This window comes from Streptomyces sp. NPDC091371 (genome assembly GCF_040684275.1).
Taxonomy (GTDB): Bacteria; Actinomycetota; Actinomycetes; order Streptomycetales; family Streptomycetaceae; genus Streptomyces.
The window spans coordinates 225059-244207 of sequence record NZ_JBFBFP010000008.1 but is presented as its reverse complement, the minus strand read 5'-3'; the positions used below and the strand labels follow the sequence as shown (position 1 = coordinate 244207).

Genomic DNA, 19149 nt, shown 5'->3' with positions numbered 1-19149 from the left:
CTCCGCAGAGCATCCGATCCCTGTTGCCATCGAGACGCCACGTGGCCTCCTGGTCGCCGGCCTGCGGGCAACCGGCCGACAGGTCTACGCGATCAGCCCACTGGCCGCGGCCCGCTACCGGGATCGCGCCAGCGTCTCCCGGGCCAAGTCCGATGCAGCGGACGCCCGTGTTCTTGCAAATATCCTTCGGACCGACCGGCACGCCCACCGCCCTCTTCCCGACGACAGCGAGGCCGGGCAGGCCGTCGCTGTCCTGGCCCGCGCTCACCAAGACGCCATCTGGGACCGGCAACAGATGATGAACCGGCTCCGGTCACTCCTGCGCGAGTACTATCCAGCCGCTCTCATCGCCTTCCACGGCTCTGGGAAACCGGGACTCGATTCGCCACGTGCGCGCGTGATTCTCACCGCTGCACCCACACCGGCCGACGCCGCGAAACTCTCCCGCAGCCAGCTGCGTGCGCTGCTCAAGCGGGGCGAGCGTCCACGCTGCGGTATCGAGGCTGAGGTCGAGCGGCTTCGGGCAATCTTCCGCGCGGACTACCTGCGACAGCTGCCACAGGTCGAGCAGGCCCTGGGACACCAGGCAGTAGCGCTCATCCGCCAGGTCGATGCCGCATGCAACAGCGTCGCTCAGCTCGCGGCCGCGACGGAGGAGGCCTTCCTCGCTCACCGAGATGCCGAAATCATCACTAGCTTCCCTGGACTGTCTGTACTTTCCGGAGCGCGAGTTCTCGCCGAACTCGGAGATGACCGCGAACGATTTGCAGATGCCCGCGCCATGAAGGCGTACGCGGGAGCGGCCCCGATCACACGGGCCTCCGGCCGCAGCCACGTCGTGGTGGCACGGACCGTCAAGAATCAGCGGCTGGCCTCAGCCGGGCACATGTGGGCCTTCGCAGCCCTTCGCACGCAGGCTCCACGCGCCCACTACGACCGGCGGCGCGCTGGTGGAGAGCGCCATACGGCAGCTCTCAGGAACCTGTTCAACAAACTTCTCGGCTGCCTCTACCACTGCCTGCAAAGCCGCACGCTATTCGACCCCGATCGTGCTTTCGCGGCACCCCTCGAGCTCGCGGCCTGAGCGCCTACTTGACCTACCAACGACATGAGATGTCTTGGACTGCTCTGCCACGGCGTGATCGCGCGTGGGCACGAGAGTGCCGTCCACGATCAGCACGGTGTCCTTGGCGAACCGCTTGCGGGGCTGCAGGGCGAGCATCGGCCCGAGGTGGTCGATGATGCGGTCGGCCGCCGACTTCGAGACGCCAAAGAGCGGAGCGAGCTGTCGCATCGTCAAGTTCGTGCGCCAGTAAGCCGCCACCAGCAGTGCCCGGTCCTCCAGCGGAAGGCTCCACGGCCGGCCCTTGCGAACCGCATCCGCACCCACGCGCCGCAGCACGGTCACCAGCTTCCCGAAACAGCGCGGGCTCAGCCCGGTGAACGGGGCTATCCAGGACGGCTCCGACGCCGTGATCACACCAGCCACACCAAGATCATCTCACCTGTGACCAGCAGTTACGGGACAACCCTTAGGCTCCCTGCCTGCATCCTCGGGCGGGCTGAGATGGCGCCGCTCGATCGCGCTGTTGAGGAAGACCGACCGGAAGCCAGGCCGCGAGGTTCAAAGGCGTCAAGATTCTCTGTTCAACTGATGCCCGATGCCGGGATCACCGGCCCGGTGATCCACTTTTCGCGGAAATCTACTTGGCCCCGCACGTCTTGTAGGCGGCGACGATCTTTTCGTTGGTGTCCCCGGGGCCCTTCTCGATGCTGATGTCGGCGGTTCCCGGCTTGGGGTCGGCGGCCTTGATTCCTTGCTTGCGCAGGCATTCCGCGGTCTTCACGGCGGCGTCCTCCTCCTCCGCGGAGGCCTTGTCCTCGCCCTTGTTCGGCGCGTACTTCCGGCAGATCGCGTTGGCGGCCTCGACCTTGGGGTCCTCGCCGCTGCCCGCGCCGGCGGCCGCCTTGTCGGAGGGGTTGTCCGGGTCGGGTACGTCGACCCCCTGCTCCTCCATGCACTTGGAGTACTTCAGGAACGTGTCGCGCTCGCTCGCGGACATGGTGCCGGAGTCGTCCGAGGAGGTGCCGCACCCGGCCAGACCGAGCGTACCCAGGGTGACCATCGCCGCGAGGGCCAGAGAGATTCGCTTCATGTCATCAGACTCCCCGCCGGGAGGTTCCCTCGTGGTGACCGTGACCGTTATCCATCGGCTTATACACGGGCCCCTCCTACGGGTGGTGTTCGAGCGGCTGACTCCGGTTCGGGTCGGGGATCTCCTTGCCGCAGGCCTGGTAGGCCGCGAGGAGCTTCTCCGGGCTGTACCCGGGACCCGGGTCGACGACGATGTCGTCCGTGCCGGCCTTGGGGTCCTTGGCGCTCATGCCGTGCCGGCGCAGGCACTCGGCCGTCTTCAGCGCGTGGTCCTCCTCCTCCGCCGAGGCGCGTTCGCCCCCGCCGTTCGGCGCGTAGGTCCGGCAGATCGCGTTCGCCGCCTCGGCCTTCGGGTCCGCGACGGTGCCGGGCGGAGCGGCCACCTTGTCGGAGCCGCCCTTCAGCTCGGGGACCTCGACGCCCTGCCTCCTCATGCATTCGGAGTACTTGACGAACCTGTCCTGGTCGTTCTTCGACAAGGGGGGAGACTCGGGCGAATCTCCGATTCCACATCCGGCCAGGCCCAGCACCGCGGCCGCGGCCAGCGCGGCGCGTGAGAGTGTCTTCATGCGCACAGGGTGGAGCGCAGCGGGTTTCGGGACGGTCACCGCGCGTGTTAACCGTCGTCCTACCGCTGGTCTGCGGCAATGGGATCATGCGGATTCTGGTGGCCGAAGACGAACAGTTCCTCGCGGCCATGGTGGCGGAGGGCCTGCGCAAACAGGCGATGGCGGTCGACGTCGCCTACGACGGGAGCAGCGCGCTCGAACTCCTCGACGTGAACGACTACGACGTGCTCGTCCTGGACCGGGACCTGCCCGGGGTCCACGGCGACGACGTGTGCCGCGAGCTGACCCAGCGCGGGGCGGGCGTCCGCATCCTGATGCTGACCGCCTCCGGCACCGTGCACGAACGAGTCGCCGGGCTGCGCCTGGGCGCCGACGACTATCTTCCCAAGCCGTTCTCGTACGAGGAACTCGTCGCACGGGTCCGGGCGCTGGGCCGGCGGGCGGGGCCGCCGCTGCCGCCGGTACTGGAACGCGCCGGGATCACCCTGGACACAGGGCTGCGACAGGCCCACCGCGACGGGCGCTACCTGCCCCTGTCCCTCAAGGAGTACGCCGTACTGGAGGTGCTGATGCGGGCGCGGGGAACGGTGGTCAGCGCCGAGGAACTCCTGGAGAAGGCCTGGGACGCCAACACCGACCCGTTCACCACCGTCGTCAAGGTGACCATGAGCAAGCTGCGGGCCAAGCTCGGCGAGCCGCCGGTGATCGTCACCGTCCCGGGCAGCGGGTACCGCCTGTGAAGCACGGCCGCACCGCGCGGCGCACCGGCCCCAAGCTGCACGGCTCGGTACGGGCCAGGATCACGCTGCTGTACGGCGGGGTCTCCACCGCGATCACCGCATGCGTCCTGATCGCCGCGCTTCGCCTTCAGCAGTACATCGTCGACAAGTCGGTACGCGACCTGCCCGCGGATCCGGGCGCCGGCACCGGCCCCTGCCCGCCGGGAGCCCAGGGCACGCCCTGTCCGACCGCGCCCCCCACCACCACGCCGACCGCCCCGCCGGGCACGAAGGCGGTGGCGAGCGGGCGGGAGGGCTTCCAGCAGACCCTCGTAAACACCCAACGCCTCGTCACCCTGCTGGCCATCGCGGTCGTCGCGGTACTGGCGTTCGCCGTGTGCTGGTGGCTCACCGGGCGGCTGCTGCGGCCTCTGCACCGCATCACCGCCACGGCACGCCGGCTTTCGCTCTCGACCCTGCACGAGCGCATCGCGCTGACCGGGCCCCAGGACGAGCTCAAGGACCTGGCCGACACCTTCGACGCCATGCTCGACCGGCTCGAACACGCCGTCGCCAGCCAGCGCCGCTTCGCCGCCAACGCCTCCCACGAACTGCGTACGCCCCTGGCCATCCAGCGGGCGGCCCTGGAGATCGGCCTGGCCGACTCCACTCCCGAACGGGTCGCCCAGATCAGGACCGAGCTGATCCGCACCACCGAGCGCTCGGAGCGTCTCATCGAGGGACTGCTCGCCCTCGCGCAGGGCGAGCAGGGCCTCGACACTCAGGCGCCGGTGGACCTCGCCGTGGTGGCCGGGCAGGTCGTCCAGGAGCACCGGGTGTTCGCCGACGCCCGCGACATCACCATCGACGTCACGACCCGGCCCGTCACCGTCCTCGGCGACGAGGTCATGATCACCCGGCTGGTCGCCAACCTCGTGCAGAACGCGATCCGGCACAACCACCCCGGCGGCCGGGTCGGCGTCGAACTGTCGCCCGACCGCGGTATCACGGTCTCCAACACCGGCCCACACGTACCGCCGGACCGCATCGGCGAGCTCTTCGAGCCGTTCCGGAGGCTGCACCGCGACCGCACCGGATCGACCGAGGGCGCGGGCCTCGGCCTGTCCATCGCCGCCGCGATCATCAACGCGCACGGCGGCGCGGTCCGGACCGTCGCCAACCATGACGGCGGTCTGACGATCACGGTGAACCTGCCGGCGCCGGCCCGCATTCCTCACTGACGGTTCGTTTCGTCAGGTCATGAGATCCGTGTGCCGGCAGGGCATGACCACCTCGGTGATCTCACCGCGTACATACTGCTCCCAAAGACGCCCGTCCGGCGGATTGTCCCCTTCGGTCATGATGTTGTCGGCGGTCCGCTGCTGCCGAGCCGCCTCGTCGAGCACCGCGCCCTCCGGGGGCACCAGCTCAGGCCACCGGCCGGATGCACGCAGAAGAACGGCGGCCGACTGCCCGTCGTACGGATCGGCAGCAGCCTGTCGAGCGAGTTGCTCAGCGCGGCCAGGGACAGCTGGTTGATGAGTCCGGCGGGCGCCGGCGCCGCCGGGCATCGAGTTCGACGAGGTCGGCTTCACCGTTCCCGCGGGGACCCTGACCGCGCTGGTCGGCCCGTCGGGCGCCGACAAGACGACCGTGTCGCATCTGGTGCCCCGGCTCTACGACGCCGCCTCGGGGACCGTCCGTATCGGCGGCCACGATGTGCGGGACCTGACGCTGAACTCCCTGCACGACACCGTCGGTGTCGTCACCCAGGACGCCCATCTCTTCCACGACACGCTCCGCGCCAATCTGCTGTACGCCCGCTACCGCCTGTCCGGCGGGGAGAAGCAACGGGTCGCGCTGGCCCGGCTGTTGCTGAAGTCCCCGCCGGTGGTCGTCCTGGACGAGGCCACCGCGCACCTGGACTCCGAGTCCGAGGCGGCGATCCAGCGGGCCCTGAAGACCGCGCCGGCCGGCCGTACGTCCCTGGTCATCGCGCATCGGCTGTCCACGACGCGTGATGCGTGATGCGTGGTGGGTCACCCCGGCCGGTTTCGTGTGCGCCCCGCGCCAGTGTGTCCGGGACTCCCCCGGCGACCTGCGGTCAGGTGGAGGAGAGCGCCTCGGTCGGGGTGAGCCGGGAGGCGCGGCGCGCCGGGTAGACGCCGGCCAGGGCGCCGATGGCGACCGTGGCCAGGGCGGCGGCGGCGATGGTCTGGCCGGGGAGCGCGAACGGCCAGCCGCGGCCGGCGGCGTAGCCGAGGCAGACGACCAGCCCGATGACCACCCCGGCGGCGCCGCCGAGGGCCGACAGGGTCACCGACTCGGTGAGGAACTGGATCCTGATCTGGCCGCGGGTGGCGCCCAGCGACCGGCGCAGCCCGATCTCCTGACGCCGCTCCAGGACCGAGATCACCATGATGTTGGCGATGCCGACGCCGCCGGCCAGCATCGCGACTGCGCCGAGCCCGAGGAACAGGGCGTTGAACGCGCGGTTCGCGGCGGCCTGCGCGGTGAGCGCGTCCGAGGGGCGGCTGATCTGCACCTCTTCGGGGTGCTCCGGGTTGACCGTGAAGCCGAGCACGTCGTGCACGGACTGGACGGTCGCGTCGGTGGAGCGTTCGTACAGCGTGGTGGCGTAGCCGTTGAAGCCGAGGCTCTCGGCGTACGTCCAGCCGATCAGCGCGGAGCGGTCGATCTCGGGCGCGAGTTTGACCTTGTCGAGGATGCCGATGACCTGGACCCAGCGACCGGCGAGATAGACGTGCCGGCCGGCGTGGTCGATGCCGAGGCGTTCGGCGGCGACCGAGCCGAGGACCACGGCGGGGTAGCGGCCGTTGGCCTCGTTGAGGAACGTGCCGGAGCGCACCGTGCCGCTGAGGGCGCCGAGCAGGTCGGTCCGGGCGGCCTGGACGGCGATGCCGTTGGTCGTGGCCGAGTTGATCCGGTCGTTGCGGCGGACGGTGACGTCCTGGACCAGGCCGACCGAGGACACGCCGGTCACGCCCGGGATGCGGGAGACCATTCCCTCGGCGTCCTTGGGCAGCGTGGCGGTCTGCTCGAGCAGCGAGGTCCCGGGCGAGACGGTCAGCAGGTTCGTGCCGAGCTGGTCGATCTCCTTCATCAGCCCGGCCTTGCTGACGGTGCTGAGTCCCACCAGGCCGACCATGGCCGCGACGCCGATGGCGATGCCGAGCGCGGACAGCACCGCACGCAGCGGCCGTCCCCGCAGCCCGTCCAGGCCGACGACGGCGAGGTCCCTGGCGCGCAGCCGCACCGGATCCGGTAGCGCGATCATGCCGGTACCCCCGTGTCCACGCGGATCTGACCGTCCCTGATCTCCAGCCGCCGCGGCAGCGCCGCCGCGACCTCCAGGTCGTGAGTGATGACCACGACGGCGGTGCCGTCGCGGTTGAGTTCGGTGAGCAGCTCCAGCACGCCGGCGCCGGCGACCGAGTCGAGGTTGCCGGTCGGTTCGTCGGCGAGCAGCAGCGGCGGGTCGCCGACGACCGCGCGGGCGATCGCGACCCGCTGCCGCTCGCCTCCGGACAGCTGGTGCGGCAGGTGGTCCACCCGGGCACCGAGGCCGACGCGTTCCAGTGCGGCGCGGGCCAGCCGTCGGCGCTCGCGGGTCGAAGTGCCGTGGTACAGCAACCCGGTGGCGACGTTGTCGAGCGCGGTCAGGTGGGCGGTGAGGAAGAACTGCTGGAACACGAAGCCGATCCAGCGGGCCCGTACCGCGGCCAGTCGGCGGTCCGGCAGCCGGGCGACGTCGTGGCCCTGGATGAGGACCCGGCCCGTGGTGGGGTTGTCGAGGGTGCCCATGAGGTTCAGCAGGGTCGACTTGCCCGACCCGGACGGCCCGACGATCGCCAGCAGTTCGCCGGCGTGGACGGTGAGCGACGTGCGGCGCAGCGCGCGCACTCCGCCGGGGTATTCCTTGGAGGCGTCCTGCACCTCGAGGACCGGGGGTGTCCGTCCGTCCTGCGTGAGCACGTCCGTCATGACTTCGGCACCTGCACCTTCATGCCCACGGTGAGGTCGCCGGTCACCTGGACCTTGTCGCCGTCGAAGACGCCGAGCTTCACCGGCACGGAGCGGACCTTCCCGGCGGCGTCGACGACGTTCACCGAGTAGTCGCTGTCGGCCGACGCCAGCAGCGCGTTGACCGGCACGGTCAGCACGTCCTTGAGTTCGTTGCTGGTGAACCCGACGGTGACGGGGGCGCCGGTCAGGGTGCCCACGTCGGCGGACTTGTCGAGCGTGACGGTGACCTGGAACGTGGCGTTCTCGGTTCCCGAGCCGGTCTGGGAGCCGGACTTGGCGGACGAGGTGGCCACCGTGGAGACGGAACTGACGTTCCCCGGCACGGTCTTCCCGCCGGGCAGGGTGATCCGTACGGCGGCGTTCTCCCTGGCGATGTCCTGCCGGCTGACCGGCAGGTTCACCGTGACCAGCTTCTGCGTGCCGGTGGCCTCGTACGCGGCGCCGCCCGCGCCGCCGCCGAGGGCGGCCTGGAGCGTCTTCACCTGGATCGGGCCCGGCTGCATCACCACGTCGTCGGGGGCCAGGGCCCCGGTCCGGGGCATCCCCTGGGCCTTCTGGAGATCCCGGACGGCCTGCGCGGTCGCCCAGGTGAACGCCTCGTCGACGGCGAGGTCGTCGCCGTAGCCGAGCGCCACCAGGTTCTCCTCCAACTCCAGCACGTCGTAGCCGTCCGACATGCCCTGCTCCAGGTCCCGCCAGAACGGCATCGAGCCGTAGAACAGGGGGACGCGGTGACCGTTCACGCCGTACGCCTGCTGGCCGCGCCGGATCTCGTCGCCGGCCTTCGGCAGCCAGGTGATCCGGCCACCGCCGCCCGCCAGCACGGTGTAGCTCCCGGCGTTCCCGAGGGTGCCGTCCGCCTCGGTGGTGCCGGCCAGATCGCCGCGGGTCACGGCCGCGGCCGGCAGTTGCGTGTCGGTCTCCTGGGTCGCCGCTTCGCCGTCGCGCAGCGTGTACGCCGCGACGCCGGCGCCGCCGATCGCCAGCATGGCGGTTCCGGCCAGCAGCGTCCGCCGCCTCCCGCCGCGCTTGCGGCTCTGCGGCGGGGGGCTCTCCTCGTTTACGGGGGGTGCGACGGAAGATTCCAGCACCTCAGCCTCCAGATGGTCCTCGTGGGCGACGGCTTGACGGTGATCAGACTGACCCGGGGCCGGTTTCGGGGCGGTGACCGCACGCGTTGACCCCTGCCTTATCGGGCGTCGACGAAGATCCATCGGATGGGCAGCGTCCGTCGTCCGGACCCGAGGGCCCCCATTCGGGTGGTGGGTCCGTTCGCGCGGCGTGACGGCGCCGGATGACGATCACGGATCCCTAGGCTCGGCTCCGGCCCCGCTGGACTGCGACCCGGGAGACGACCGTGGCCCTGTGGCTGCTCAACCACCTCAGCACCCTCGCGCTGACCCTGCTGATCGTCGGCGGCTGCGTCCTCGCGACCCTGGCCGGAAGCCTGCTGGTCCGCCGACGGCTTCCGAGGCTGGCCGAGGGCGAGCACAACGAGACGGTCGGCCTCGTGCTCGGCATGTTCGGCGCGATCTACGGGATCATCCTCGCCTTCGTGATCGTGACCCTGTGGACGCAGATGGAGAACACCCAGGCGGTGGTCGCCACCGAGGCGACCGACGCCGCCATCATCGTGCGCGACGTGGCGGCGTTCCCGGACGAACCGGAGACACGTGTCAAGAAGGCCGTCGGCCACTACGTGCACCACGTGGTGGAGGCGCAGTGGCCGGAGATGCGGGACGGCATGAAGACGCTGTCCTCGGGGGAGCAGCTGCAGGGCGTGTACAACGCCCTGCAGTCGTACGAGCCCGTGACCGAGATGCAGAAGATCTACTACGCCGAGGCCGCGGACAGCCTCGACGACATGGCCTCCCAGCGCCGGGCCCGGCTCACGATGGCGGGCCAGGAGCTGCCCCTGCTGCTCCAGGTGCTGGTCTTCGGCGGCGCGGTCGTCATCCTCCCGCTGACCTTCCTCTACGGGACGCGCAGCCGGAAGATGCAGCTCTTGTTCGTCGCGGCGGTCGCCGGGCTGATCGGATTCAGCCTGCTCCTCGTGGTGGTGCTCGACCGTCCCTTCGCCGGTGACCTGAGCGTCAGCCCGGAACTCTTCAAGCAGGGGAAGCTCGAACAGTTCTGGAATCCCGCTCAGCAGTCATAGGTCCGCCGGGCAGCCGGGCGCGGGTTCCCGGCGGGCGCCGCCCCAGCCCTCGCGCAGCTCGGTGGGGACCTCCAGGCCGACCCGCTGTCCGCCCGCCAGGGTGCGGACGCTGCCGGCCAGCAGGAGTCCGCCCGCCTTGTCGAGGACCCTGCGCGCCGCCGTGCTGCTGTCCTCGGCCCGCTCCAGCCGTCGCAGCAGCCGGACGCCGGCGGCCGTGAAGCGGGCCCACGGCCCGGGTCGGGGTACCCGGAGGGCGTCGGCCACGCGCGGGTCGACGACCTGGCGGACCATCGCGGGGACGAGGCCGTCGAACGCCTTGCCCGGCACCAGCGCCTCGTAGAAGTCGATCAGTCCGCGCGTCAGCGCGATGCCCTCCGGGGAGGGGGCGAAGTGACGGGCGACGAGGAGCCGGTCGAGCTCGCGGGCCTCCGCGAGCGTGCTGGGCATGATGTCCTCGCGGATGCCGAGCATGGCACCCGCGACCCGCCACACGTAGTAGTAGTCCTCGGCCTCCTGCCCGGTGACGGAGACGCCGAGGCGCTCCATGCCGTCCAGCACGTGCACGGAGAAGATCAGCAGCGCCGACAGCAGGTCCTCCTGGCAGATCGGCACCCCGTCGCGCGCGCTGTCCCACTCCCCCGAGGCGCCCACCAGGTGGCGGACCGCGGCATGGATGAGCCGGGTCTTCTGCAGGGTCGGCACGAACTTCCCGCCCGTACCGAACGGGTCACGGCCCATCAGGTGCAGGACGAACTGCGAGGTCTCCGCCAGCCGGCGGTGCGGCTGGTTGAGCCGGTGGGTCAGGTCGAGGAGCCGGGAGGGGACGGGGGCGGCGTAGCAGTCGACCATGGCTCCGTACGAGAGGACGGAGGCGACGTGCACCCCGTCGTCGACGAAGAAGGCGTGCGCGCCGGCGATCCGCTCCGGGTCCGCCCAGGCGGGCGGGGCGTCGGTGGCGGTCAGGTAGTCGCGCACCGAGTCCGGCAGCCCGTCCGGGATCGGCTGATCGTTGCGGGTGAACTCCCGGAGCACCGCGTTGACATGGCCGGTGGTGCCGTCGGCGGCCAGGTCCGCGATGACGGCATCGGCCGACGGGTCCCCCTCCTGCCGCAACGCGTCCAGGAACTCCGTGGTCCACCGCATGCCAGCCGCCCTCCGGGTCACCGCGCGGGCCGGCCGCTCCGCGCGCAGGGGGAGGCTACCGGGAGCGGAGCGCACCACGGGCGGGCACGGGGGCGCACGCCCCCGTGCCCGCCCTGGTCCTCAGGCCGTTCCGGTCTCCGTGCGGACGCGGTGCGCGGCCTCGACGAGGTGCTCCAGGGACGCCTTCGTCTCGGACCAGCCGCGGGTCTTGAGGCCGCAGTCCGGGTTGACCCACAGGCGCTCCGCCGGGATGGCCTTCAGCCCCTCGCGCAGCAGGGCCGCGGCCTCGTCGGCCGAGGGGACGCGCGGGGAGTGGATGTCCCAGACGCCGGGGCCGACCTCGCGGGGGTAGCCGGCGCCGGCCAGCTCGTCGGCGACCCGCATGTGCGAGCGGGCCGCTTCCAGGCTGATGACGTCCGCGTCCAGGTCGTTGATCGCGTCGACGATGTCGCCGAACTCCGCGTAGCACATGTGGGTGTGGATCTGGGTGTCCGGTCGGACTCCGCTGGTGGTCAGGCGGAAGGACTCGGTCGCCCAGGCCAGGTACGCGGCGTGGTCCGCGGCCCGCAGGGGCAGGGTCTCGCGCAGGGCGGGTTCGTCGACCTGGATGACGGAACTGCCCGCGGCTTCCAGGTCGTCGACCTCGTCGCGCAGGGCCAGCGCGACCTGCCGTGCGGTGTCGCCGAGGGGCTGGTCGTCGCGTACGAAGGACCAGGCGAGCATGGTGACCGGGCCGGTGAGCATGCCCTTGACGGGCTTGTCCGTCTGCGACTGGGCGTACGAGGTCCAGCGCACGGTCATCGGTTCCGGGCGGGAGACGTCGCCGGCCAGGACGGGCGGGCGTACGTACCGCGTGCCGTACGACTGGACCCAGCCGTGCTGCGTGGCCAGGTAGCCGGTGAGCTGCTCCGCAAAGTACTGGACCATGTCATTGCGTTCGGGCTCGCCGTGCACCAGGACGTCGATGCCCGCCTTCTCCTGGAAGGCCAGCACCTCCCGGATCTCGGCCTCGATGCGCTCCTCGTAGCCGGCCGTGTCGATGCGCCCGGCCCGCAGGTCGGCGCGTGCGGTGCGCAGTTCGGCGGTCTGCGGGAAGGAGCCGATGGTCGTCGTCGGCAGCAGCGGGAGGCCGAGGTGGGCCCGCTGGGCGGCCGCACGCTGCTCGTAGGGCTGCGCGCGGTGGCCGTCGGCGGCGGTGACGGCCGCGGTCCGGGCGCGTACGGCCGGGTCGCGGGTGATCGCGGAGTTGGCCCGGGAGGCCAGGTCGGCCCGGTTGGCGGCGAGTTCGGCCGCGATGGCACCGGTGCTCCGGGCGAGGCCGCGGGCGAGGGTGGCGATCTCCGCGGTCTTCTGGCGGGCGAAGGCGAGCCAGCGGCGGATCTGCGGGTCGACGTCCCGTTCGGCGGCGGCGTCCAGCGGTACGTGGAGCAGGGAGCAGGAGGCGGCGACGTCGACCCGGTCGGCGAGTCCGAGGAGGGTGCCGAGGGTGGCGAGCGACTTCTCGTAGTCGTTGATCCAGATGTTGCGGCCGTCGACGACTCCCGCGACCAGCCGCTTGCCGGGCAGGCCGCCGGCGGCGGCGAGGTCGGCGAGGTTGGCGGCGGCCCGGCCCGTGAAGTCGAGGGCGAGTCCGTCGACCGGCGCCTTCGCCAGCACGGGCAGCGCCTCGCCGAGCCGGTCGAAGTACGAGGCGACGAGCAGCTTGGGGCGGTCGGTGAGGCCGCCGAGCTCGCGGTAGGCGCGGGCGGCCGCACCCAGGTCGGCCGGGGTGCGGTCCTGGACGAGCGCGGGCTCGTCCAGCTGGACCCACTCGGCTCCGGCGGCGCGCAGATCGGCGAGGACCTGCGCGTAGACGGGCAGGAGCCGGTCGAGCAGGGTGATCGGCCGGAAGTCGTCGGCCACCCCGGGGGCGGCCTTGGCCAGCAGGAGGTAGGTGACCGGCCCGACCAGGACGGGGCGGGCCGCCAGGCCGAGCGCGCGGGCTTGGGTCAGCTCCGCGACCTGCTTGGCGGAATCGGCGGTGAAGACGGTGTCGGGCCCGAGTTCCGGCACCAGGTAGTGGTAGTTGGTGTCGAACCACTTGGTCATTTCGAGCGGCGCCACGTCCTGGGTGCCGCGCGCCATGGCGAAGTAGCCGTCCAGCGCGTCCGCCGCGACGGCCGCGCGGTGGCGGGCCGGGACCGCGCCGACCATGACGCTGGTGTCGAGGACGTGGTCGTAGTACGAGAAGTCGCCGGTCGGGACCTCGGTGATGCCGGCGTCGGCCAGCTGCCGCCAGTTCGTCCGGCGCAGGTGGGCTGCGGTCTCGTGGAGCGCGCCGGCGCTGACGCGGCCCTTCCAGTACCCCTCGACGGCCTTCTTCAGTTCCCGGTTCTGACCCTGGCGGGGGTAGCCGTACACGGTGGCCCGTACTGCCGCGGCTGCGGACTCGGTTGTCACGGAACTCTCCTTCGCGAGCACGTTTCCATGGGCCCCGGTGACGGGACGCGGAGCGCGAAGGGATGGCGGAACAGGACGGTCCGTCGGCGCGCTTCAAGCGCCGTACGACCGTCCGTTGTGTTCGCCGACCCGCCCACGAGGTCACCGGGATGTCCGCGCACGGCAGGGCGTGCGCGGGCAACGGGCAGGTCTTCGGACTTGCGGGCACGTCGGCCACTCGGGCAGACACCTACTGGCCGTCGCTTCCCAGACCCGTACGGGCCCAGTGCGTATGACGGCGGTCGTTCCCGCTCACCGCTGCGGGGCAGTCCCGGATTCCCACCGGGTTCCCTCTTACGACGCATCCCGTCTGGCGGACGGGGCGAACCAGCTGCTGCGGGTCAGCTTAGCGGCACCACCGGGCCCCTCATCGGTCCCGGTCGTACGTGTGGAACCCGCGGCCGCTCTTGCGGCCCAGCAGTCCCGCCTGCACCATCCGCTGGAGCAGCGGGGGCGGGGCGTAGAGGGGTTCCTTGAACTCCTCGTACAGCGACTGCGCGATGGCGGTGACGGTGTCCAGCCCGATGAGGTCGGCGAGCCTGAGCGGGCCCATGGGGTGGGCGCAGCCGAGCTCCATGCCCGCGTCGACGTCGGCGGCGGTGGCGAAGCCGGATTCGGCCATCCGAATGGCCGAGAGCAGGTAGGGGACGAGGAGGGCGTTGACGACGAAGCCGGCCCGGTCCTGGGAGTGGACGGCCGTCTTGCCCAGGGTGTCGCGGGCGAAGGCATCGACCGTGTCGAGTGTCTCGGAGGTGGTGTGCAGCGAGCTGACGATCTCCACGAGCGGCAGGACGGGTGCGGGGTTGAAGAAGTGCAGGCCGACGACGCGGTCGGCGCGGCCGGTGGCCATGGCGAGGCGCATGACGGGGATGGCGGAGGTGTTGGTGGCGAGGATCGCCGCCGGGTCCTCGACGGTCTTGTCGAGGGCCGCGAAGACCTCGGTCTTGACGGCCGCGTCCTCGACGACGGCCTCGATGACGAGCTGCCGGTCTGCGAGTTCGTCGAGGCTGCCGGTGAACACGAGCCGGGCCAGGGCGTCCTCGGCGGTGAGCCGGTCCAGTTTGCCGCGCTGGACGGCCCGTTCGAGGGAGACGGCCACCCGTTCTCGGGCGGTCCGGGCGGCGGTGGCGTCGGCCTCGCAGACCACGGTGTCGAGGCCGGCGCGGGCGCAGACCTCGGCGATGCCGGCGCCCATCTGTCCGCCTCCGACGATGCCGACCCTGCGGATGGCGGTGCTCATGAGCGGACCTCGGGGCGGCGGACCAGGTGGCGGGCGTACGCGTCGGGGGTGAAGAAGGCCGGGAGGTCCCGTTCCAGCGTGCTGCGCTCGAACACGGCGCGGGCCTCGGCGACCCTGGCGTCCGGCCGCGCCTTCGCGAGCGCGGCGCACTCCGTGTCGAGGAGCTCCCGTACTTCCTCGGGGTCGGCCGTGCCGTGGCGCAGCCACTGCCAGAGCTGTACGCGGGCGATCTCGGCGGTCGCCGCGTCCTCCATCAGCCCGTCGAGGGCGACGGCTCCGCTGCCGCGCAGCCAGGCGTCGAAGTACCGCAGGGCGACGGAGACGTTGGCGCGGATGCCTTCGGGGCTGGGCGGACCGGAGACGCGCCGCACCGAAAGCAGTTCGGCGGCGGTGACGCGGACGTCGTCGCGCAGCCGGTCGAGCTGGTGCGGCCGTGCTCCGAGCACCCCGTCGAAGACGGTGCGGCAGACGGGGACGAGCCCGGGGTGGGCGACCCAGGAGCCGTCGAATCCGTCCTCGGCCTCGCGTTCCTTGTCCAGGCGGACCTTGGCGAGGGCCGCCGCGTTGGCCTCGGCGTCCTTGCCGGGGACGTGGGCGGCCATGCCCCCGATGGCGTGTGCGCCCCGCTTGTGGCAGGTGCGGACGAGCAGTTCTGTGTACGCCCGCATGAAGGGGGCGGTCATGGTGACCTTGGCGCGGTCGGGCAGCTGGAAGTCCGTACGGTGGCCGAAGGTCTTGATGAGGCTGAAGAGGTAGTCCCAGCGGCCCGCGTTGAGTCCGGCGCTGTGTTCGCGCAGTTCGTAGAGGATCTCCTCCATCTCGAAGGCGGCGGTGACCGTTTCGATGAGGACGGTGGCGCGGATCGTGCCGCGGGGGATGCCGAGGAGCTCCTGGGCCAGTAGGAAAACGTCGTTCCAGAGGCGGGCCTCGTAGCGGTTCTCCAGTTTGGGGAGGTAGAAGTACGGGCCGTGGCCGGCGTCGATGCGGGCCCGCGCGCAGTGGAAGAAGTACAGCCCGAAGTCGACCAGGGAGGCCGGGACGGGCCGGCCTTCGATCTCCAGGTGCTGCTCGGTCAGGTGCCAGCCGCGCGGGCGGACCATGATGGTCGCGAGCTGCTCGCCGAGGCGGTACTCCTTGCCGTCGGGCGCTGTGAAGTCGATCCGCCGCAGGCACGCATCGAGCAGGTGCAGCTGGCCGCCGATGAGGTTGTCCCAGGTGGGGGCGGTGGCGTCCTCGAAGTCGGCCATCCACACGCGGGCGCCGGAGTTCAGGGCATTGACGGTCATGCGGCGCTCGGGCGGGCCGGTGATCTCCACCCGCCGGTCGGTCAGGCCCGGCGCCGGCGGGGCGACCTTCCAGGAGGGGTCCTCGCGGACGGCCGCGGTCGCGGGCGAGAACGTGAGCGGGGAGCCGGCGGCGAGCCGGTCCGTGCGGCGGCGGCGCTCCTTGAGCAGGTCCAGGCGCCGGTCCGCGAAGGCCGCGTCGAGCCGTCCGATGAAGTCCAGTGCCTCGGGGGTGAGGATCTCTTCGTGGCGCTCACCCGGCGCGCCGAGGACCCGGACGGTGCTGGTCAGGGGCGAGAGGGACATGCGGTGCTCCTCAGGTCGGCGGTACGGCCGCAAGTGCGGCGGGGCGGCTCAGTGGAACTGCTCTTCCTCGGTGGAGCCGGAGAGCGCGGTGGTGGAGGAGGCCGGGTTGACGGCGGTGGAGACGAGGTCGAAGTAGCCGGTGCCGACCTCGCGCTGGTGCTTGACGGCGGTGAACCCGTGCTCCTGGGCGGCGAATTCGCGTTCCTGGAGGTCGACGTAGGCGGTCATGCCGTGCTCGGCGTAGCCGCGGGCGAGGTCGAACATGCCGTGGTTGAGGGAGTGGAAGCCTGCGAGGGTGATGAACTGGAAGCGGTAGCCCATCGCGCCCAGCTCCCGCTGGAACTTGGCGATCTGGTCGTCGTCCAGCGCGGCCTTCCAGTTGAAGGAGGGCGAGCAGTTGTACGCGAGCATCTGATCGGGGTACCGCGCGTGGATCGCCTCGGCGAACTCGCGGGCCTGCGCCAGGTCCGGGGTGCCGGTCTCGACCCAGATCAGGTCGGCGTAGGGGGCGTAGGCGAGGCCCCGGGCGATCACCGGTTCCATGCCGCCCCGGACCCGGTAGAAGCCCTCCGCCGTGCGCTCGCCCGTGGTGAACCGCGCGTCGGTCTCGTCGACGTCGCTGGTCAGCAGGGTCGCGGCGAGGGCGTCCGTGCGGGCGATGATCAGGGTCGGGGTGTCGGCGATGTCCGCGGCGAGGCGGGCCGCGTTGAGGGTGCGGATGTGCTGGGAGGTGGGCACGAGGACCTTGCCGCCGAGGTGGCCGCACTTCTTCTCGGAGGCGAGCTGGTCCTCGTAGTGGATGCCGGCCGCGCCCGCCGCGATCATCGCCTTCGTCAGCTCGAAGGCGTTGAGCGGGCCGCCGAACCCGGCCTCCGCGTCGGCGACGATCGGCGCCAGCCAGTCCGTGGTGTCCGTGCCGCCCTCGGCGGTGGCGATCTGGTCGGCGCGCAGCAGCGCGTTGTTGATCCGGCGTACCACCTGCGGCACCGAGTTGACCGGGTAGAGGCTCTGGTCCGGGTAGGTGTGCCCGGCCTGGTTGGCGTCCGCCGCGACCTGCCAGCCGGAGAGGTAGATCGCCTGGAGTCCCGCCCGGACCTGCTGGACGGCCTGGCCGCCGGTGAGCGCGCCGAGCGCGTGGACGTAGTCCCGCTCGTGCAGCTGCCGCCACAGGCGCTCGGCTCCGCGCCGGGCCAGGGTGTGCTCCTCGCGGACGCTTCCGGAGAGCCGGACCACGTCCTCGGCGGAGTAGGTCCGCTCGATCCCGGCCCAGCGCGGGTCCGTCGCCCACCGCTGTGCGAGCTGCTGGGCCGCCGCCGTCGTCACCGTCGTCGTCACCGTCATCGTCGCCGTCTCCATGAGTCGCTTGATCTGCCAATGTTCCGGCCGGTTGCGAAAGCACTGGCACCAGATGCCAGTACGAAGGGTCGCCGCCACGGAATCCGCCCGTGGACCTGGCCGCAGGACAGACTCTGGCAGCGGCACTCAGTGCCAACAAGCAGGGACGAATGTCAAGTTGTGCGAATCTTCCACCGCGCTTTTGCCAAGATTGCGAACGCCCACGGCGCCGGGATTCCGCATAGGGTGACGGCAGTCCCGATCACACGAGGAGCACGGTGGGCAAGACGTACGCGGGCGCGCGGCTGCGGCGGCTGCGCGAGGAGCGGCGGATGAGCCAGGCCGAACTGGCCCGCGTCCTCGCGATCTCGCCGAGCTACCTCAACCAGATGGAACACGACTCGCGTCCGCTCACGGTGCCCGTACTCCTGCGCCTGACCGAGGCGTTCGGCGTCGACCCCGGCTTCTTCTCCGAGCGTGACACCAGCCGTCTCGTCGCGGACCTGCGCGAGGCCCTCGCGGCGGAGGTCGCCGAGGCCCGGGTGTCCCCTTCCGACCTCGCGGAACTCGCCACCCGGATGCCCGCGGTCGCCGCCGTCCTGCTGGACCTCGGCCGGCGCGGCCAGCTGCTCGCCGAACGGCTCGCCGGGGCCGCGGACGGCCGGGACGGCACGACGGAGCTCCCGCGCTCGCCGCACGAGGAGATCCGCGAGTTCTTCTACCGCCGGCAGAACTACCTCCACGACACCGATCTCGCCGCCGAGGCGCTGGCCCACGAGATCGGCATCCGCCCGGGGGACGTCGTACGTGTCCTGTCGGCGCGGCTGACGGAGCGTCACGGCGTGCGCCTGGCCGTCGATTCGGACCGGCTGCACCACTACGACGCCCGCTCCCGCGTGCTGCACCTGTCGAGCCGGCTGCGGCCGGGCCAGCAGGCCTTCCGGCTGGCCACCCAGCTGGCGCTGCTCGAGTACGGCGAGGAGCTGGACCGGCTCGCGGCGGAGGACTTCCCGCCGGACTCCCCGGCCCGTGCGCTGGCCCGGATCGGCATCGCGAACTACTTCGCCGCGGCGCTGATCCTCCCGTACCGCGCCTTCCACGCGGCCGCCGAGGAGTTCCGCTACGACATCGAACGGCTCGCCGACCGCTTCGGCCTCGGCCACGAGACGGTCTGCCACCGGCTGAGCACCCTCCAGCGTCCGCGGCTGCGCGGGGTGCCCTTCTCCTTCGTCCGCGTGGACCGCGCCGGGAACATGTCCAAGCGGCAGTCCGCGACCGGCTTCCACTTCTCCCGCGCGGGCGGCACCTGCCCGCTGTGGAACGTGTACGAGGCCTTCGCCGCGCCCGGCCGCATCCACGTCCAGGTCGCCTCCATGCCCGACGGGCAGCGCCACCTGTGGACGGCCCGCGCGGTCACCCGGCACCGGGGCGGCTGGGGCGAACCCGGCAAGACCTTCGCCATCGGCCTCGGCTGCGAGATCCGGCACGCGTCCCGGCTCGTCTACTCCGACGGCCTCGACCTCGGCAACGCCTCCGCCGCCACCCCCATCGGCATGGGCTGCCGGCTCTGCGAACGCCTCGACTGCCCCCAGCGGGCCGTTCCGCCGCTCGGGCGCGCGCTCGCCGTCGACGAGCACAGCAGCACCTTCGTGCCGTACCCGGTGGTGCCCGACCGGGGGTGCGCCGGGCCCGGCCCGGACCTACGCTGATCAGGTG

Annotated in this window: 16 protein-coding genes, 2 pseudogenes and 1 riboswitch; of the genes and pseudogenes, 6 read left to right on the top strand and 12 right to left on the bottom strand. The window is 71.5% G+C overall.

The window, feature by feature from the left end; translation table 11 throughout:
* A partial coding sequence (locus AB0O21_RS12785; RefSeq protein ID WP_365170030.1) for an IS110 family transposase occupies positions 1 to 1084 on the top strand: 1084 nt, incomplete at its 5' end.
* Between the two features lie 33 nt (positions 1085 to 1117).
* Here the strand turns inward: AB0O21_RS12785 and AB0O21_RS12780 are convergent.
* From AB0O21_RS12780 to AB0O21_RS12770, 3 genes and pseudogenes are all read right to left on the bottom strand, one after another.
* Positions 1118 to 1489: pseudogene (locus AB0O21_RS12780) on the bottom strand (transposase family protein); the annotation flags it as partial.
* Positions 1490 to 1703: 214 nt separating this feature from the next.
* Positions 1704 to 2156 carry a hypothetical protein gene (locus AB0O21_RS12775; RefSeq protein ID WP_365170028.1) on the bottom strand — a complete coding sequence of 151 codons (453 nt, stop codon included), beginning with the start codon at positions 2154 to 2156 and terminating at the stop codon, positions 1704 to 1706.
* 76 nt (positions 2157 to 2232) lie between these two features.
* Positions 2233 to 2724, bottom strand: a complete 492-nt coding sequence (locus AB0O21_RS12770) for a hypothetical protein (RefSeq protein ID WP_365170025.1) — start codon at positions 2722 to 2724, stop codon at positions 2233 to 2235.
* An 86-nt stretch (positions 2725 to 2810) separates the two neighbouring features.
* Here AB0O21_RS12770 and AB0O21_RS12765 point away from each other — a divergent pair, with 86 nt between their 5' ends.
* Both AB0O21_RS12765 and AB0O21_RS12760 read left to right on the top strand, forming a co-directional pair.
* The gene (locus tag AB0O21_RS12765; RefSeq protein ID WP_365170022.1) at positions 2811 to 3464 is read left to right on the top strand and encodes a response regulator transcription factor; all 654 of its coding nucleotides are present in this window, start codon (positions 2811 to 2813) and stop codon (positions 3462 to 3464) included.
* On the top strand, positions 3461 to 4684 hold the full coding sequence (locus AB0O21_RS12760) for a HAMP domain-containing sensor histidine kinase (RefSeq protein ID WP_365170019.1): 1224 nt from the start codon (positions 3461 to 3463) through the stop codon (positions 4682 to 4684). Before AB0O21_RS12765 ends, AB0O21_RS12760 begins: the two co-directional genes overlap by 4 nt.
* Positions 4685 to 4696: 12 nt before the next feature.
* Here AB0O21_RS12760 and AB0O21_RS12755 read toward each other — a convergent pair whose 3' ends face one another.
* Positions 4697 to 4849, bottom strand: a complete 153-nt coding sequence (locus AB0O21_RS12755) for a hypothetical protein (RefSeq protein WP_365170016.1) — start codon at positions 4847 to 4849, stop codon at positions 4697 to 4699.
* A gap of 178 nt (positions 4850 to 5027) precedes the next feature.
* Here AB0O21_RS12755 and AB0O21_RS12750 point away from each other — a divergent pair.
* Positions 5028 to 5468 (top strand): annotated as a pseudogene (locus tag AB0O21_RS12750) (ABC transporter ATP-binding protein); the annotation flags it as partial.
* Positions 5469 to 5547: 79 nt separating this feature from the next.
* Here AB0O21_RS12750 and AB0O21_RS12745 read toward each other — a convergent pair.
* The 3 genes from AB0O21_RS12745 to AB0O21_RS12735 are packed head-to-tail and all read right to left on the bottom strand — an operon-like array spanning position 5548 to position 8581.
* A complete protein-coding gene (locus tag AB0O21_RS12745) occupies positions 5548 to 6741 on the bottom strand; it encodes an ABC transporter permease (protein WP_365170013.1) in 1194 nt (397 codons plus the stop codon).
* The gene (locus AB0O21_RS12740; protein ID WP_365170010.1) at positions 6738 to 7448 is read right to left on the bottom strand and encodes an ABC transporter ATP-binding protein; all 711 of its coding nucleotides are present in this window, start codon (positions 7446 to 7448) and stop codon (positions 6738 to 6740) included. Before AB0O21_RS12740 ends, AB0O21_RS12745 begins: the two co-directional genes overlap by 4 nt.
* Complete coding sequence (locus AB0O21_RS12735; RefSeq protein ID WP_365170007.1) at positions 7445 to 8581, bottom strand: peptidoglycan-binding protein; 1137 nt, start codon at positions 8579 to 8581, stop codon at positions 7445 to 7447. The genes AB0O21_RS12740 and AB0O21_RS12735 overlap by 4 nt, the downstream gene beginning before the upstream one ends.
* Positions 8582 to 8847: 266 nt before the next feature.
* Here AB0O21_RS12735 and AB0O21_RS12730 point away from each other — a divergent pair, with 266 nt between their 5' ends.
* Complete coding sequence (locus AB0O21_RS12730) at positions 8848 to 9648, top strand: DUF4239 domain-containing protein (RefSeq protein ID WP_365170005.1); 801 nt, start codon at positions 8848 to 8850, stop codon at positions 9646 to 9648.
* On the opposite strand, the gene AB0O21_RS12725 is transcribed toward AB0O21_RS12730, so the two are convergent.
* The 5 genes from AB0O21_RS12725 to aceA all read right to left on the bottom strand — a co-directional run bounded on the left by AB0O21_RS12725 (position 9643) and on the right by aceA (position 17454).
* On the bottom strand, positions 9643 to 10791 hold the full coding sequence (locus AB0O21_RS12725; RefSeq protein WP_365170002.1) for an oxygenase MpaB family protein: 1149 nt from the start codon (positions 10789 to 10791) through the stop codon (positions 9643 to 9645). The genes AB0O21_RS12730 and AB0O21_RS12725 overlap by 6 nt on opposite strands.
* Positions 10792 to 10911: 120 nt before the next feature.
* Positions 10912 to 13230: a 5-methyltetrahydropteroyltriglutamate--homocysteine S-methyltransferase gene (gene metE, locus AB0O21_RS12720; RefSeq protein WP_365169999.1), complete on the bottom strand. Its 2319-nt coding sequence runs from the start codon at positions 13228 to 13230 to the stop codon at positions 10912 to 10914.
* A 165-nt stretch (positions 13231 to 13395) separates the two neighbouring features.
* Positions 13396 to 13616, bottom strand: a riboswitch (cobalamin riboswitch).
* Positions 13617 to 13636: 20 nt separating this feature from the next.
* Positions 13637 to 14509 carry a 3-hydroxybutyryl-CoA dehydrogenase gene (locus AB0O21_RS12715; protein WP_365169996.1) on the bottom strand — a complete coding sequence of 291 codons (873 nt, stop codon included), beginning with the start codon at positions 14507 to 14509 and terminating at the stop codon, positions 13637 to 13639.
* On the bottom strand, positions 14506 to 16098 hold the full coding sequence (gene aceB / locus AB0O21_RS12710; protein ID WP_365169993.1) for a malate synthase A: 1593 nt from the start codon (positions 16096 to 16098) through the stop codon (positions 14506 to 14508). The genes AB0O21_RS12715 and aceB overlap by 4 nt, the downstream gene beginning before the upstream one ends.
* Positions 16099 to 16146: 48 nt before the next feature.
* Entirely contained in the window at positions 16147 to 17454 is a 1308-nt protein-coding gene (gene aceA, locus AB0O21_RS12705; RefSeq protein WP_365169990.1) for an isocitrate lyase, read from the bottom strand.
* 257 nt (positions 17455 to 17711) lie between these two features.
* On the opposite strand from aceA, the gene AB0O21_RS12700 reads away from it, so the two are divergent.
* Positions 17712 to 19142, top strand: coding sequence for a short-chain fatty acyl-CoA regulator family protein (locus tag AB0O21_RS12700; RefSeq protein WP_365169987.1), 1431 nt, complete (start codon positions 17712 to 17714; stop codon positions 19140 to 19142).
* The last annotated feature ends 7 nt before the right edge of the window (positions 19143 to 19149 follow it).